The following is a 13,278-nucleotide window of genomic DNA, read 5'->3' on the forward strand; positions in this document are numbered from 1 at the left end:
ACCCCGCGGCGTCGCCCTATCGGAACCGCTCCGGCGTGATGTCCGGCAGGCGCTTCCGGACCACCGTGTACGCCAGCGAGACCACCAGCCCCGCCAGCGCGGCCTGCTCGACCCAGCCGTCGAAGACGGCCAGCCCCGGGAGCGCGAACGCCGCCCCCACGACGAAATCCTCCGGCGCGCCGTCGTACCTGACCAGCCGTCTCGGCCGGAGCCACCGCCGCTTCGGGTGGACGTACACCCCCTTCTCGCCCGTCGCCTCCCACGGCCGCAGCTCGAGCCCGCCGCCGAGTACGTCGCTCGCGGAGTGGACCGCCGCCGCGACGAGAAAGAGCGCGACGGCGACCGTCGTTGGAGTCGGATTCACCAGCGCGAGCAGGGCGACCGGGACGGCGGCGACGCTGTAGTACACCGGGAAGTGCAGCGTCTTGCGATGCGCGGCGGCGAGGTCCAGGTCCGGGAAGACACCGCCGGCGAGCGCGCCGGTGGCCGCGGCGACGCCGAACTCGGGTGCGACCAGCGCCACGGGCACCGCCAGTGCGAGCCCGACGAACGCGTGCGTGGTCGCCATCATCGTTGGTTCGTGAATGGGTCCTCGTTCCGTATGAGGTTGTCGTCGCGAGCGGCATCGGCGTCGGACGATGGCTCGGGACGGCTGCTCCGACGACGTCCACGCCAGGCGGTTACGACACGTTTCGAGTGGCCGAATCGACCACCGGCTGCGGTTCGACCCGAAACGGCGGTGCCACCAAGTCCCTCCGCGACCAAACTGGAGCCATGAGTCTGACACTGTACCAGCTGGAGGGCTGTCCGTGGTGCGAGAAGGCCGCCGACAAGCTCGACGAACTCGGCCTCGACTACGAGACGATCTGGGTCGAGGCACTGCACTCGGAACGGAACGAGGTCAAGCGCGTCTCCGGCCAGCGCGCGGTACCGGTGCTGGTCGACGACGAGCACGGAGTGACGATGAACGAGTCGGCGAACATCGTCGAGTACCTGGAGACGACGTACGGGGGCTGACTACTCGGCCCACTCGGCGTCGGCGAGCGTCTTCTGGACCGTCTCCTCGCCGACGGCCGCCGCGAGCGTCTCGAACCCGGCGCGCTCGACGCGGTCGTCGGCGTCGGCGACCAGCCGGGAGACGATGAACTCCGGCGTGGAGCGCCCGAGCTGGTCGAACCGGGGCTGGTAGTCGACCTCGAGTTCGAGCTCCGGCGTGAGCCCCTCGGCGAAGATGCCGTCGACGCGAGCCGCCTCGGGAAGCGGTTCGAGGTCGTCGGCGAGGTGCGTGACGAACGCGCCGACGGCATCCCGGTCGACGGTCAGCGTGACGAGGCCGTGGAGCAGGTCGGCGGCGCTGCCGGGCTCGGTGATGGCCTCGAACTCGTCGACGAGCATGAGCGTCCGCCCCTCGCCGGTCAGGGGTGGGACGACCGACTTGAGGGTGGACTCGAGCACGCCGGCGTTGAACGAGGCGTGCCGGCGGTGGAACACCACGTCGTCGAACAGCGTGAGTTCGGCCGACTCCGCAGGGACGGGCAGCCCCATGTGCGCGAGGACGACCGCCTGGCACACCGTCTCCAGCAGCGTCGTCTTCCCGCCGGAGTTCGCCCCGGTGAGGACGGCGACGCGCTCGTCGCCCGGCGGCGGCGTGAGGCCGTGCTCGCCGAGCCCGTAGCGCACCGGCTGGACGTCGGCGTCGCCCGCGAGCAGGTCCAGGTTCCGGGCCCCCTCCACGGCGACGGTGGCCTCGCCCTCCAGGAACGACGGTCGGGTGAGGCCGTACGCCGCGGCGAACCGCGCCAGCGAGAGGTCGAGCGCGATGTCGTCGACGGCCGAGACCGCGCGGTCGATGTCCTCGCGGGCGTCGCTGATGGCGTGCTGGAGGTCCACGCGGACCTCGCGCTCTCGTTCGTCGACGGCGCTTGCGAGCTCCTGGGTCAGCGAGCGCAGCGCGGAGCCCACGAAGTCGGTGGCGTCGCGTGCGTCCGTCGGCACCGAATCGCGGATGCGCTCGGCGTCGACCGCGGCCTCCCCGCGGACGTAGTCGACGAACGCGCTGCGGAACTCGTCGGGCGAGCGAGCGCCGGCGTCCCGCACCGCCTCGATGACGTCCACGGCGTTGGCGTCCATCGTCTCGACGGCGGCGCGGGCGTCGCGCAGCCGGTCGAGGCGGTCGTCCGCGCCGGACGCGACCCGCCCGTCGGAGAGCGCGCCGAGCGCGTCCGCGGCGTCGGCCAGCCCCTCGCGGTCGAGGTCGCCGAGCGGCGCGAACGTCCCCTCGGTCAGCGCCAGTTCGAGCAGCGCGAGCGCGGTCTCGACGGCCGCGAGCTCGCCGCCGCCCGCCTCGTCGTAGTCGGCGAACGCGTCGAGGATAGCCTCGCGGTCGTCTTCGGCGAGTGCCTCCCAGGACTCCCGCGCCGTTGTCACGTCGTCCAGTCGGCTCTCCATCGCCTCGCGGTGCGCCAGCGGCGTCAGCACGCGGATGCTGTCGGCGGCGTCCTGCGTGACGGCGTGGCGGCGCGCCAGCTCGATGCACTGCTTGTACACCGAGCGCGTGTCGCCGGTCGAGAGGATGCCCATACCCTCGCCGCCGCCGGCCCGCCGGAGGATGCGGGTCGCTCGGCCGCGTGAGAGCCCCGCCTCCGCGAGCGTCCGCACGTCCGCCGACTCGATGGCGTCGACGCTCCGCTCGACGCCGAGTTCCGCGACGAGCAGCTCTCGGGTCTTCGGCCCGACGCCCCAGTAGTCTTCGAGTCGCATACTCGCCGGCAGGGCCCCCGCCCCCAAGAGGTTATCCGAAGCGGCCGGAGCGAGCGCCGGCGTCTGTGGCCGCGAAGGAACGCCGTCCGAGATGAACAATCCCAACGGGAGTGAGGACCGTGAACGCTCGGCCAGTCGACGTGATTTACTTAAAATTTTGACTATATCTCATGTCTCTGTCGAAGAAAGTGCTCCTACACCCCCGAATTTCAGGCTGTGAAACGGTGTCGGTTCTTTTATTTGTTTTCCAGTCAGATGCCCGATGTATGCAGGACAGTTCCCGCAGACAGGTCCTCCGCAGTATCGGTACAGCCCTCTCCATCGGTGCGCTCGCGTCGGTCCCCGCCGCCGCAGGCGACGCCCCCGGTCGGTCGACCGCCCTCGACCGTACGTGGCGCGACGCCGACGAGTTCGGCGAGCTCTTCGAGTACGTCCCGGCGTCTGCCGCCGGGGACGAGCTCGTCTTCGGTGCCATCGACTACGCGGCGATGCGTGAGTCGAGCCGCGAGGGGGCGACGACGGTCCCCGTCGCGGGCCTCGACGTCTCCACCGACTCCCTCTCCAAGGGTGCCCTGCTCCAGGACGGCCAGTTCGGCGGCGACGTCCGCGTGCTCGTCCTCACCGGCGACGTCTCACTCGACGGCGACGGCGAGACCGTCGAGACAGACGGGAGGGAGTACGAGCGCTACGAACGCGGCGAGTTCGTCGTCGCCGACGTCGACGACCGCCTCGTCGTCGCATCGTCGACCGACGTGCTGGCGGACGCCCTCGCCGCGAAGGCCGGCGAGCGCGAGCGCCTGCTCGCGGCCAACGACGTCGTCGCTGACGGCATCGAGGCCTTCGGCGACGCCGACACCCGTGCCGTCATGGTCGGCGACGAGGTCGGCTACGCCGAGGTCGTCGACGCCGACGTTCGCTTCTCCGGCTACGGGATGACCGTCCGCGGGCCCGACAAGCTGGAGCGCTCCTTCGTGTTCGGCCTGGAGGACGAGTCCGACACCGAGCAGGTCGTCGACACGCTGGAGTCCGAGGGCGTCTTCGGCAACGGCGACGACACGACCGTCGAGACCGACGGCGCAGTCGTCATGGCGACGACCGTCATCGACCTCGCCGCCCGGCGGCGTGCTCGCGAGCACGACAGCCCCGGCGGGCTCCGCGTCGACCGCGACGCGCTCCGGAACGCCGACGAGTACGTCGAAATCGAGGTGACTCACGGCGAGCCGACTCCGGTCGACGAGCTCACCCTCGAGGTGGGCGGGGAGACGTACGACCGGTCTACCTGGGCCGGCAAGCAGGAGCGCATCGCCGAGGGCGACACCATCCGCATCCGCGCGTCGGACGTGGAACCGAACCTCGAGGTCACGCTCACCCACGAGACCGAGTACGCGACGAGCTCGACCACCACGTATCTCCTCGGTAGCCTCGACTTCGCGTTCGACTACGCCTTCGACAGCCGGACGCTCGACCTCGAGTACGCCGACACGTTCGCGGTCGACGGCGACGAGCTCTCCGCCGTCGTCTTCGAGGGCCGGCAGTGGTGGCGACGCGACGACGACGACGAGACACGGACGGAGACGCTGTGGACCGACGAGACCGTCACCGAGGGCGACACCGCCTCGCTCGACGAGGTCGACCCGGGCGAGACCGTCGTCGTCACCTACGGCGGTACCGAGCCCCAGGACGGCATCGCATACTTCCGGCCGGAGCCCCCGGGCGACGCGACCCTCGAGTACGACTTCGCCGCCCGCACGGTGACGGCGACGCTCACCCTCGACGAGCCACGGCCCGCCGCCGAGTACGAGGTCCGCGTGGAAGACGAACCCGCGGAGACCCAGTGGGCCGACGCCGGCGACACCGTCACGGACGGCGACAGCCTCACCGTCGAGGACGTGCCGGTCGGCACGACCGTCGCCGTGGTCTGGGGCGAGGACGACGCCAGACTCGCGGTCGAGCGTACCATCCCCAGCATCGAACTCGACCTGGCCTTCGGCGACGAGGTCTCGCTCGAGCACGTCGACGGCGACGCAGTCTCCGCTTCGAAGCTCACCGCGCACGTCTGGAACGACGGCCGGACGCTCGTCGACGTCGGCGACGAGGTCGACGGCGAGTTCGCCCCGGGCGACAGTGTCCCGCTCGGCGTCGAAACCCTCCAGCACGTCTCGCTGATGTACGACGACGAGTACTACGTGGGCTTCGCGTCGGCCCGCGACCGCTGACCGACGGATTCCGGCGAGCTTCGGGCAACGCTCAACGCCGGTACGGTTTTTTCCACGCCCCGCGTACTCCGAGGCATGACGGATGCCTTCGACGGTGCCGACCGCATCGACACCGACGCACGGTCGTACCGCTACTACCGGAACGCAGTCGAACGTCACTGGGACCCCGCGGACGTCGACCTCCAGCAGGACCGCGTGCGCGTCGCGGCCCTCGACGACGACACGTTCGACCAGCTTCGGGGCGTCCTCGCGCTGTTCGGCGCGGGCGAGGAGGCCGTCACCGAGGACCTCGCTCCCCTCGGGGTCGTCCTCTCCGACCTGAACGACCAGCTGTTCGTCACCACGCAGCTCTACGAGGAGGCCAAACACGCCGACTTCTTCCACCGCTACTGGTCCACGGTCGTCGCGCGCGAGGAGGACAGCCGCGGCATGACCCGGTCGAACCCCCGCGACCCGAAGTGGTACTCCGACGCCTACGTCGAGCTGTTCGACCGGACCGAAGACGCCATGCATCGCCTCCTGACCGAGGACACCCCCCAGACCCGCGCGGCGGCGTTCTGCCACTACCACCTCACCATCGAGGGCATCCTCGCCCAGACCGGCTACTACGGCATCCAGACCTCGTTCGACGGCAGCGTCCCGGGCGTGCCCGAGCTTCCCGGGCTCGTCGAGGGGTTCGGCAACATCCGCGCCGACGAGGGCCGCCACGTCGGCTTCGGCATGGCCAAACTGGAGGAGCTCGTCGAGTCCGGTGCCGTCGACCCCGAGGAACTCCACGAGCTGACGGCCGAACTCGCCACGCTCACCCAGCAGGCCGTCGCCGGGGCCGCGACCGACGGCCGGACCGGTGTCGGCCCCGACGAACTCGCGGAGTACGCCGCGACGAAACACGCCGAACGCATGACCCAGATCACCGACGACGACGTCGAGATCCCCGACGTCGAGGCGCTCGTGGACGTCGGGACCGAGTGAGCGCTGCGGATTCGTCGATTCCTTACGCGGGAGCCGAGCCCACGGAGCCACGCTGGCCGCGAGCGAGTCGGACCCGGGAGGACAGGTGGTGGCTCTCCGACGTAGTCCACGTGTCGTCGAACAGCGCATCGCATCCAGGCTCCCGGCCCGTTCCGGGACCACAACGGACTTCGGCCGTCCACCCCACCCCCGAGTATGGACGCGACGGAGCCGGAGACGGCCTGTTTCGAGGCGGGCATCAAGTTCGGGACGCTCTACCACCAGTTCGCGGGGACGCCCGTCTCCCCCGAGTCGGCGGCCAGCCTGGAGACAGCGATGGCCGACGCCATCGAGAACCAGCCGCACTGCGTCGACGTGACGGTAGACGTGCTGGCCGACGCAATCGCCGACGCCCTCGCCGAGCAGTCGGCGGACTACCTGGAGCTGACGGGGCGGTTCATGGAGGTCGAGATGGTCGTCGAGTACGAGGGCACCCGCGTCGAGACGAGCATGTCGATGGAGGGTGACTACCCGATGATGCGGGTCGACAGCGTCGAATGAAGTACTTCGAGGAGCTCGAAGCGGGCGAGTCCCACGACCTGGGGACGGTCTCTCTCGCCGCCGACGAGATACGCGCGTTCGGCGAGCAGTTCGACCCGCTGCCGATGCACACCGACCCCGAGACCGAGGAGCCGTTCGGCGGGCTCGTGGCGAGTGGCTACCACACGCTGGCGGCGGTGAACCGGGTGGTCGTCGACGAGTTCCGGACCGACGTGGCGGGCATCGCTGGCATGAGCATCGAGAACCACCGGTGGCACGCACCGGTCTTCCCGGACGAGGAACTGACGGTGGCACTGGAGCTCGCCGAGAAGCGGCCGTCGGCGGGTCGACCGGGGACGGGTGTCGTCCGCGAGCGCATCACGGTCACGCGCGGCGGGGACGACGGCCCTGAACCGGTCCTGACGTACGACAGCGTCGGGCTGGTCCGCCGGTGCGAGGACTGACGCCGGCCCGATGCGTCAGGGTCGTGAGTTCCGGTTCGGCTGAGCTATCCGGGCGCGAGGACGCTCAGGGCAGCCGGTTTCACTTTCACTTTCAGGCAGGTACTTAACCACCTCCCGCTCGAACCGTGAGCCATGAGCCAGTCCACCCTGAACGACGACGAACTGTTCGGCGAGGCGGCCAGCGAGATGCGCAATGACGTCGAGGACTCCCTCGCGGAAGCGTGGGACGAACTCCCCGACCCCGACGACGTCTGGGAGACCGACGCCGACAACGTGCTTGGCGTGCTCAACGGCCTCCGCTCGGCGCTCGACGTCGGCGACGCCGAGGAGCACCTTCGAGACGCGAAGAAGTGGTTCACGATGGGCGAGCGCGCCGACGCCTTCGACGACGCCGACGATCTCGAGGCCGAACTCGAGGACCTGGAGGGGGTCATCGAGGATATCGCCACCGCCGGCGAGCAGGTCGGCGAACTCACCTCCACGGTTCCGGGCCTCCGGAGCACGCTGGAGGAGGCCGCTGGCGACGACGAGGAGTAGTCCCTACCGCGACCGCTCCCGGAGGCCATCGACCAGCGCCAGCAGCTTCTCCGCCGCGTCGTCGAGCACGGCCTCGCCGCGTTCTGCACTCGCCGCGCTCGGGTCGCCGACGTTGCCGCTTTCGGCGAACTCGCTGAAGTCGTAGGCGACGTTCACGCCCGCGACCCAGTCGCCGAAGCCGTCGCCAGCGCCGGCTGCGGCCGCATCGTAGCGCTCCGGGTGGACGAGGTCGCTGTCGATGGCTGCGACGACGCTCGTCTCGACGGGGCCGCCGTGTCCCAGCCCGCCGAGCAGGTCGCCCTCGACGGTGTCGAACCAGGTGAACGGGGCGGCGTCCGTGGTGCCGTCGCGGGTGACCCGCGCGCAGACCTCCCGCACCGCGGCGGTGTTGCCGCCGTGGCCGTTGACGACGACCACGTACTCGACGCCGTGGTGTGCGAGACTCTCGACGGTCTCGCGGACGTACGCCCGGAACGTGTCCTCGCTGACCCAGAGCGTGCCGTCGAACTGGCGGTGCTCCTCGGCGATGCCGACCGGGACGACCGGCGCGACGAGCGGGTCGAAGTCGGCCCGCTCGGCGGCTCTCGCGGCTATCTCGGTGGCGCTCATCGCGTCGGTTCCCAGCGGTGCGTGTGGCCCGTGCTGTTCCGTGCTGCCGACAGGGAGGAAAGCGACGTCGGCGCCGGCGTCGCGCACGTCCGTCCACGCCACGTCTGTGAGCTGCATACCGGGACCGACGGGTGGTCGGGTCTTGTATCCGCCGTCTCGGTGGCGGGCAGGGTCGCCCGTGAATCGGTGACCGGCCTGTCGGCTCAGCCGGGCGGGACCCGGCGGAGGTAGAGCGCGACACCGACGAACCAGACGAACGCGAACCCGAACAGGACCAGTAGCACCTCGAACCGCTCGAAGACGACGGCCGACGCGACGAACGTCATGAGGAGGAAAGTCAGGAGCAGCATCCGGGGGAACCCGAGGGTCTTCACGACCTCCCGCATCGTTCCGGCGTCGACCTGGACGCCGTCCTCGTCGACCGTCTCGGGGCGGACGACGAAGGCGAAGCCCTGGAGCCCGAGCCGCGCAGCCGAGAACTTCCGCCGTCTGATCCGCCAGCCATCCTGGTACCGCGGCGGGAGCTCGTGGAGGTAGACGAGCAGATAGTTGTAGCGGTCGCTCTGGGCGGGGAGCCGGTGGTCGAACCGCTGCATTCGGCCCCGATTGAAGTCGGTCACGAACCGAATCCCGATCGCACCGTTGACGATGATCTCACAGCCACCTTGCTGGGTCCCGAGGGCGACGACGTCCTTCTCCCACTCCGTCTCCACCCCTGCGTTCAGGTCTCGCTCGATGTGGCGCTGCAGTCCCCTGACCGGAACACCCTCGGGGAGGCCGTCGCGTTCGGCCCACAACCTGACGCTCTCGACGACCGACTCGAATGTCTCCGGGCCGTCCCCCTCATCGGGTAGGACCATGGTGGAAAGAAGGGAAGCCCGGGCGGCGCTCGTCGCGAGGCGCACCGCTGGTCGGCCGGTGACAGCGCGATCCGACCGTCTCCGCTGACCGAACGCCATACCCGAGGTTGAGAAGCATCTCGCAGGAGATACGCTGTCCCACGGGGAAAGGGTTGGCTCAAACTACTTTGGCTGCCGGACAGCGCCTCGTCCGCGTCGTCCCGTTCAGGCCCCGCCGAAGTCGTCGGTGAGGTGGAACCGCCAGGCGTCGAACCCGGAGCTACACTCGGGGCTGGTCTTCAGGTGGTCCACGAAGCCCGCGCCCGGATTGGGGAGCGTGGCGTCACAGAACGGGCAGGTGTTCTCGTCGGTCCAGTTTGCGGTGGGCGTGCCGACTGACATACGCGATAGTGTGCACGCATCACGTATGAATCCCGCCTACAAAGTAATAGGAGACACTAGTGGTGATTAAACACGTTTTAATCATCTTCGGCAGCCAGCGACTCGACCGGGGTGTCCCCCGAGGCGTCGACGAGCTGGAGTTCGACGACGAACACGGCACCGCCCTGCTCGGCGTCCTCGACCCAGACGTCCCCACCGAACTCGTCGGTGAGCGTGTCGACGAGGTAGAGCCCGACCCCGGTTCCCTCGCTCTCGAGTCCCTTCTCGCCACGACCGAAGATCTCCTCGCGCTGGCCCGGCGGGACGCCGGGGCCGTCGTCGGCGATGCTGATACGAGCCACGCCGTCCGCGACCGTGCAGTCGACCCAGACGTCGGGCTCCGCGTCGTCGTTGTGGACGACCGCGTTGTTCAGCAGGTTGGTGAAGACGGCGGTGAGCATCTCGTTGCCGTCGACGTGAACCGACGGGACGTCGCCGAGGTGGAAGCTCGCATGCGGGAAGTTCGAGCGTGCCTTCTCGACCTCCGTCGTGAGGACGTGGCCGAGCGCGATCGGTTTGAGCGTGAGCGTACCGTCGCTGGTGATCGTCTCCATCAGCTCGCGCACCGTCTCGGTGATCTCGATGACGTGCTCCGCGCTCTCCATGACGAGCTGGTAGTCGTCCTCCCCCGCAGGAGCGACGTGAGGTTCGAGCAGCTGGCCGCGTCCGTGGAGCACGTTCATCTCGTTGCGGATGTCGTGACGGACGATGCGGTTCAGGATGGTTATCTCCTGCTCACGGTTCCGGCGTCCGGTGATGTCGTGGAACACCGCCACCGCACCCATTCCGTCGGGGAACCGCGAGAGCTTCAGGTCGTAGTGGTGTCTCTCGCCGTCGCGCTCGAGGGTCACCTCCCGGTCCGCGATGGGCTCGCCGTCCGCACCGCTCTCTGCCCCGACGAGTGCATCGCCGACCGCCACGCCGAGTACGTCGTCGATACTCTCGTGAATGACGCGACGGCCGCCGACGAGCTCCTCCGCGGTGGGATTCACGTCGACGATGTCGCCGGTGTCGGTGAGCACGAACACCGCCTCCTCCATGTTGTTGAAGACGGTCGCCCGGGCGACCGGGAGCGTGTCGAGCAGCTGGAGGCGCTCGACGGCGAGGTAGAACCCGAGCACCTTGACGGCGCTCGTGAGCGCGAGCGTGTCCAGCGGAACGACGCGGAGCCACCAGAGCACCACCCCGCCCATCACCAGCGTGATGGTACCGACGAGCACACCCGTCTGGAGGCCGAAGCCCCGTCGCGACCGGAACAGTCCGAGCAGCAGCCCGACGCCGACGACGATGCAGCCGACCATGAACGTCGCGTACACCCAGTAGAGCGGCCCGAACGCGGGGACGAGCAGCTCGTTCTGGAGCTCGCCGGCGGCGTAGAGCGGGCCGTCGGTGCCGTTAGTCCAGACCACGACCTGTACGGCCGCGACGACCGCGACGAGGCCCGCGACCACGCGGCGCGTGAGCACGTGCTCGTTGTCGGTGTACTGGACCGCCATCAGCATGTAGCCGATGGCCATACAGGACACCCCGAGGAACCGCCAGTTCCACCAGAACAGCTTCGTCGCGGGGTCCGTCGCGCTCACCTTCAGCGCGACGACCGCCGACAGGAGGACGACGCCGGTCACGTCGAGCAGGAAGCCCTTCGCTGCCCGCCGCTCACGGTGTCGCCACAGGAGCACCCAGAGCCCTGCGGTGAGGACGAACGCGGCGACGTAGGGGACGGCAAGGGGTGTCAGCTCGTAGGCCACAGCGGAACACCGGAGTCTGTCGTCCGGACGAAAGGACGACAGCGTCTTTAGCCTACGGGCCGGTCAGTCGTCGTTCTGTGCCTCGACGCGGTTCTCGCGCTCTCTGGCCCGCTCGATGAACTCCTCGGGGAGTTCGTCGATCTCGCCGGCCTGCACGCCCCAGAGGTGCGCGTAGAGGTCATCGTTGCCGAGCAGCTCCTCGTGGGTGCCGCGCTCGGCGACCCGACCGTCCTCGAGGACGAGGATCTGGTCGGCGTCCTTGATGGTCGAGAGGCGGTGCGCGATGGCGAACGTGGTGCGGTCCTCGGCCAGCTCGTCGATGGAGCGCTGGATGAGCATCTCCGTCTCCGTGTCGACGTCGGAGGTCGCCTCGTCGAGCACGAGGATGTCGGGGTCCTTGAGGATGGCCCGCGCGATGGAGATGCGCTGGCGCTGCCCACCCGAGAGCTTGACGCCGCGCTCGCCGACCTCGGTGTCGTAGCCGTCGGGGAGGTTCTGGATGAACTCGTGGGCCTCGGCCATCTTCGCGGCCTCGACGACGTCCTCGCGGTCGGCGTCGAACGTGCCGTAGGTGATGTTCTCCTCGACGGTGCCGTAGAACAGGAACGTGTCCTGGCTGACGTAGCCGATGTGCCGGCGCAGACTCGGGATGGTCACGTCCCGCAGGTCCTGTCCGTCGATCTCGATGGCACCATCGTTCACGTCGTACATCCGGAGCAGCAGCTTGAGCACCGTCGACTTCCCGGCTCCGGTCGGGCCGACCAGCGCGAGCGTCTCGCCGCCCGAGACGTCGAAGCTGATGTCCTCGACGATGGTCTCGTCCTCGTCGTAGCCGAAGTTCACGTCGTCGTAGGTCACGTCACCGTCCGTGACGACGAGGTCCTCGGCGTTGGGGTCCTCGGCGATGCGCGAGGGCTCGTCCATCAGCCCGAAGATGCGCTCGCTGGACGCGCGTGCCCGCTGGTACATGTTGATTATCTGCCCGAACTGCGCCATCGGCCAGATGAACCGCTGGCTGAGCAGGATGAAGACGACGAACTCACCCTCCGAGAGCGTGCCCGTGAGGAACCACGGTCCCTCGCCGCCGTACACCCAGAGGCCACCGACGAGGAAGGTGATGACGAAGCCGACGCCCGCGAGCACGCGCAGCGCCGGGAAGAACTTGATGCGGGTGTTGATGGCGTCCCAGTTCGCGTCGTAGTAGTCCTGGGAGACATCGTCGACGCGGTCGGATTCGAAGTCCTCGGTGTTGTACGTCTTGATGACCTGCACGCCGCCGAGGTTGTTCTCCAGCCGGGAGTTCATCTGCCCGACCGACGAGCGCACGTCGGCGTACTTCGGCTGGATGATGCTGACGAACTTGTACGTCGTCACGCCGATGAGCGGGACGACGACCAGCGTGATGAACGCGAGCTGCCAGTTGTAGTAGAACAGGATGCCGGCGATGCCGATGACCATCACGCTCAGGCGGAACGCCGAGTTCATCCCGTCGTTCAGGAACCGCTCGAGGCGGTTCACGTCGTTGCTGAGAATGGACATCATCTCGCCGGTCTGCTTGTCGGCGAAGAAGTCCATGTTGAGCCGCTGCATCTTGTCGTACGTGTCGGTGCGCACCTCGTGCTGGATGTGCTGGGCGAAGGAGTTCCAGCCCCAGTTGCGGGCCCAGTGGAACGCCGCCCCGCCGAAGAACGCGAACCCGATGATTCCGGAGGCGAGGATGACCTGCGACTCCGGGTCCGGCGCGTACTCGTACAGCGGAACCGGCCCGAGCTTGAACGGCCGCGACCCGCGGAACGTCGCGTCGATCGCGACGCCGAGGAGGACCGGCGGAAGCAGGTCCAGGAGCCGGGCGACGATGCTGGAGAGCAACCCCACCACGAAGGCGAGTTTGTTGTCCGACCCGTACTCGAGGAACAGCCGCTTCATCGGGTTCTCCGTGTTCTCCCGTTGTTCCTCGAACGGGTCCTCGTCTTCAGCTTCGATACTCATTGTGCATCTTCTGGTGGCTCAGATTGAAAAGGCTTGTTACGAATCGAAACAGTTGCCGCAATCCACCGCGGGGCCCGGGGCTGTGGGGCTTGCATGGGTTTGGCAAATAGTCTCACTGACTCGGAACTGTGTCTGCGTACGTGAACAGATTATTGTCGTGTGCTACCAAGGCTCTACCGCCGAG

Annotated in this window: 13 protein-coding genes; 6 read left to right on the forward strand and 7 right to left on the reverse strand. The window is 68.6% G+C overall.

Going from position 1 to position 13,278, the window contains the following annotated elements; genetic code table 11:
- Positions 1–16: 16 nt before the first annotated feature.
- The gene (locus tag NO978_RS11365; RefSeq protein WP_257299707.1) at positions 17–571 is read right to left on the reverse strand and encodes a metal-dependent hydrolase; all 555 of its coding nucleotides are present in this window, start codon (positions 569–571) and stop codon (positions 17–19) included.
- A 203-nt stretch (positions 572–774) separates the two neighbouring features.
- Between NO978_RS11365 and NO978_RS11370 the strand changes: the two genes are divergently transcribed.
- On the forward strand, positions 775–1,017 hold the full coding sequence (locus NO978_RS11370) for a glutaredoxin (RefSeq protein WP_257299708.1): 243 nt from the start codon (positions 775–777) through the stop codon (positions 1,015–1,017).
- Here the strand turns inward: NO978_RS11370 and NO978_RS11375 are convergent, their stop codons facing one another.
- On the reverse strand, positions 1,018–2,760 hold the full coding sequence (locus NO978_RS11375) for a DNA mismatch repair protein (RefSeq protein WP_257299709.1): 1,743 nt from the start codon (positions 2,758–2,760) through the stop codon (positions 1,018–1,020). It abuts the gene before it with no gap.
- 266 nt (positions 2,761–3,026) lie between these two features.
- Here NO978_RS11375 and NO978_RS11380 point away from each other — a divergent pair, with 266 nt between their 5' ends.
- The 5 genes from NO978_RS11380 (at position 3,027) to NO978_RS11400 (ending at position 7,468) form a co-directional block, all read left to right on the forward strand.
- On the forward strand, positions 3,027–4,976 hold the full coding sequence (locus tag NO978_RS11380) for a hypothetical protein (protein WP_257299710.1): 1,950 nt from the start codon (positions 3,027–3,029) through the stop codon (positions 4,974–4,976).
- Between the two features lie 75 nt (positions 4,977–5,051).
- Positions 5,052–5,948, forward strand: coding sequence for a ribonucleotide-diphosphate reductase subunit beta (locus tag NO978_RS11385; RefSeq protein WP_257299711.1), 897 nt, complete (start codon positions 5,052–5,054; stop codon positions 5,946–5,948).
- A gap of 195 nt (positions 5,949–6,143) precedes the next feature.
- Entirely contained in the window at positions 6,144–6,488 is a 345-nt protein-coding gene (locus tag NO978_RS11390; RefSeq protein ID WP_257299712.1) for a dihydroneopterin aldolase family protein, read from the forward strand.
- On the forward strand, positions 6,485–6,931 hold the full coding sequence (locus NO978_RS11395) for a MaoC/PaaZ C-terminal domain-containing protein (RefSeq protein WP_257299713.1): 447 nt from the start codon (positions 6,485–6,487) through the stop codon (positions 6,929–6,931). Before NO978_RS11390 ends, NO978_RS11395 begins: the two co-directional genes overlap by 4 nt.
- Before the next feature lie 132 nt (positions 6,932–7,063).
- Entirely contained in the window at positions 7,064–7,468 is a 405-nt protein-coding gene (locus NO978_RS11400) for a DUF5790 family protein (RefSeq protein WP_257299714.1), read from the forward strand.
- Positions 7,469–7,471: 3 nt separating this feature from the next.
- Here the strand turns inward: NO978_RS11400 and NO978_RS11405 are convergent, their stop codons facing one another.
- The 5 genes from NO978_RS11405 to NO978_RS11425 form a co-directional block, all read right to left on the reverse strand.
- Entirely contained in the window at positions 7,472–8,194 is a 723-nt protein-coding gene (locus NO978_RS11405; RefSeq protein ID WP_257299715.1) for a creatininase family protein, read from the reverse strand.
- Between the two features lie 86 nt (positions 8,195–8,280).
- Positions 8,281–8,937, reverse strand: coding sequence for a hypothetical protein (locus NO978_RS11410; protein WP_257299716.1), 657 nt, complete (start codon positions 8,935–8,937; stop codon positions 8,281–8,283).
- A 204-nt stretch (positions 8,938–9,141) separates the two neighbouring features.
- Positions 9,142–9,318, reverse strand: coding sequence for a hypothetical protein (locus NO978_RS11415; protein ID WP_257299717.1), 177 nt, complete (start codon positions 9,316–9,318; stop codon positions 9,142–9,144).
- 77 nt (positions 9,319–9,395) lie between these two features.
- Complete coding sequence (locus NO978_RS11420; RefSeq protein ID WP_257299718.1) at positions 9,396–11,105, reverse strand: histidine kinase N-terminal 7TM domain-containing protein; 1,710 nt, start codon at positions 11,103–11,105, stop codon at positions 9,396–9,398.
- A gap of 63 nt (positions 11,106–11,168) precedes the next feature.
- A complete protein-coding gene (locus NO978_RS11425; RefSeq protein ID WP_257299719.1) occupies positions 11,169–13,094 on the reverse strand; it encodes an ABC transporter ATP-binding protein in 1,926 nt (641 codons plus the stop codon).
- Between the last annotated feature and the right edge of the window lie 184 nt (positions 13,095–13,278).

It is taken from the genome of Haloarchaeobius sp. FL176 (assembly GCF_024609245.1).
Taxonomy (GTDB): Archaea; Halobacteriota; Halobacteria; order Halobacteriales; family Natrialbaceae; genus Haloarchaeobius.

Bases quoted from the DNA above. Each gene is read 5' to 3' on its own strand.
- NO978_RS11365 (WP_257299707.1), bottom strand. From the start codon at position 571: ATGATGGCGACCACGCACGCGTTCGTCGGGCTCGCACTGGCGGTGCCC.
- NO978_RS11370 (WP_257299708.1), top strand. From the start codon at position 775: ATGAGTCTGACACTGTACCAGCTGGAGGGCTGTCCGTGGTGCGAGAAG.
- NO978_RS11375 (WP_257299709.1), bottom strand. From the start codon at position 2,760: ATGCGACTCGAAGACTACTGGGGCGTCGGGCCGAAGACCCGAGAGCTG.
- NO978_RS11380 (WP_257299710.1), top strand. From the start codon at position 3,027: ATGCAGGACAGTTCCCGCAGACAGGTCCTCCGCAGTATCGGTACAGCC.
- NO978_RS11385 (WP_257299711.1), top strand. From the start codon at position 5,052: ATGACGGATGCCTTCGACGGTGCCGACCGCATCGACACCGACGCACGG.
- NO978_RS11390 (WP_257299712.1), top strand. From the start codon at position 6,144: ATGGACGCGACGGAGCCGGAGACGGCCTGTTTCGAGGCGGGCATCAAG.
- NO978_RS11395 (WP_257299713.1), top strand. From the start codon at position 6,485: ATGAAGTACTTCGAGGAGCTCGAAGCGGGCGAGTCCCACGACCTGGGG.
- NO978_RS11400 (WP_257299714.1), top strand. From the start codon at position 7,064: ATGAGCCAGTCCACCCTGAACGACGACGAACTGTTCGGCGAGGCGGCC.
- NO978_RS11405 (WP_257299715.1), bottom strand. From the start codon at position 8,194: ATGCAGCTCACAGACGTGGCGTGGACGGACGTGCGCGACGCCGGCGCC.
- NO978_RS11410 (WP_257299716.1), bottom strand. From the start codon at position 8,937: ATGGTCCTACCCGATGAGGGGGACGGCCCGGAGACATTCGAGTCGGTC.
- NO978_RS11415 (WP_257299717.1), bottom strand. From the start codon at position 9,318: ATGTCAGTCGGCACGCCCACCGCAAACTGGACCGACGAGAACACCTGC.
- NO978_RS11425 (WP_257299719.1), bottom strand. From the start codon at position 13,094: ATGAGTATCGAAGCTGAAGACGAGGACCCGTTCGAGGAACAACGGGAG.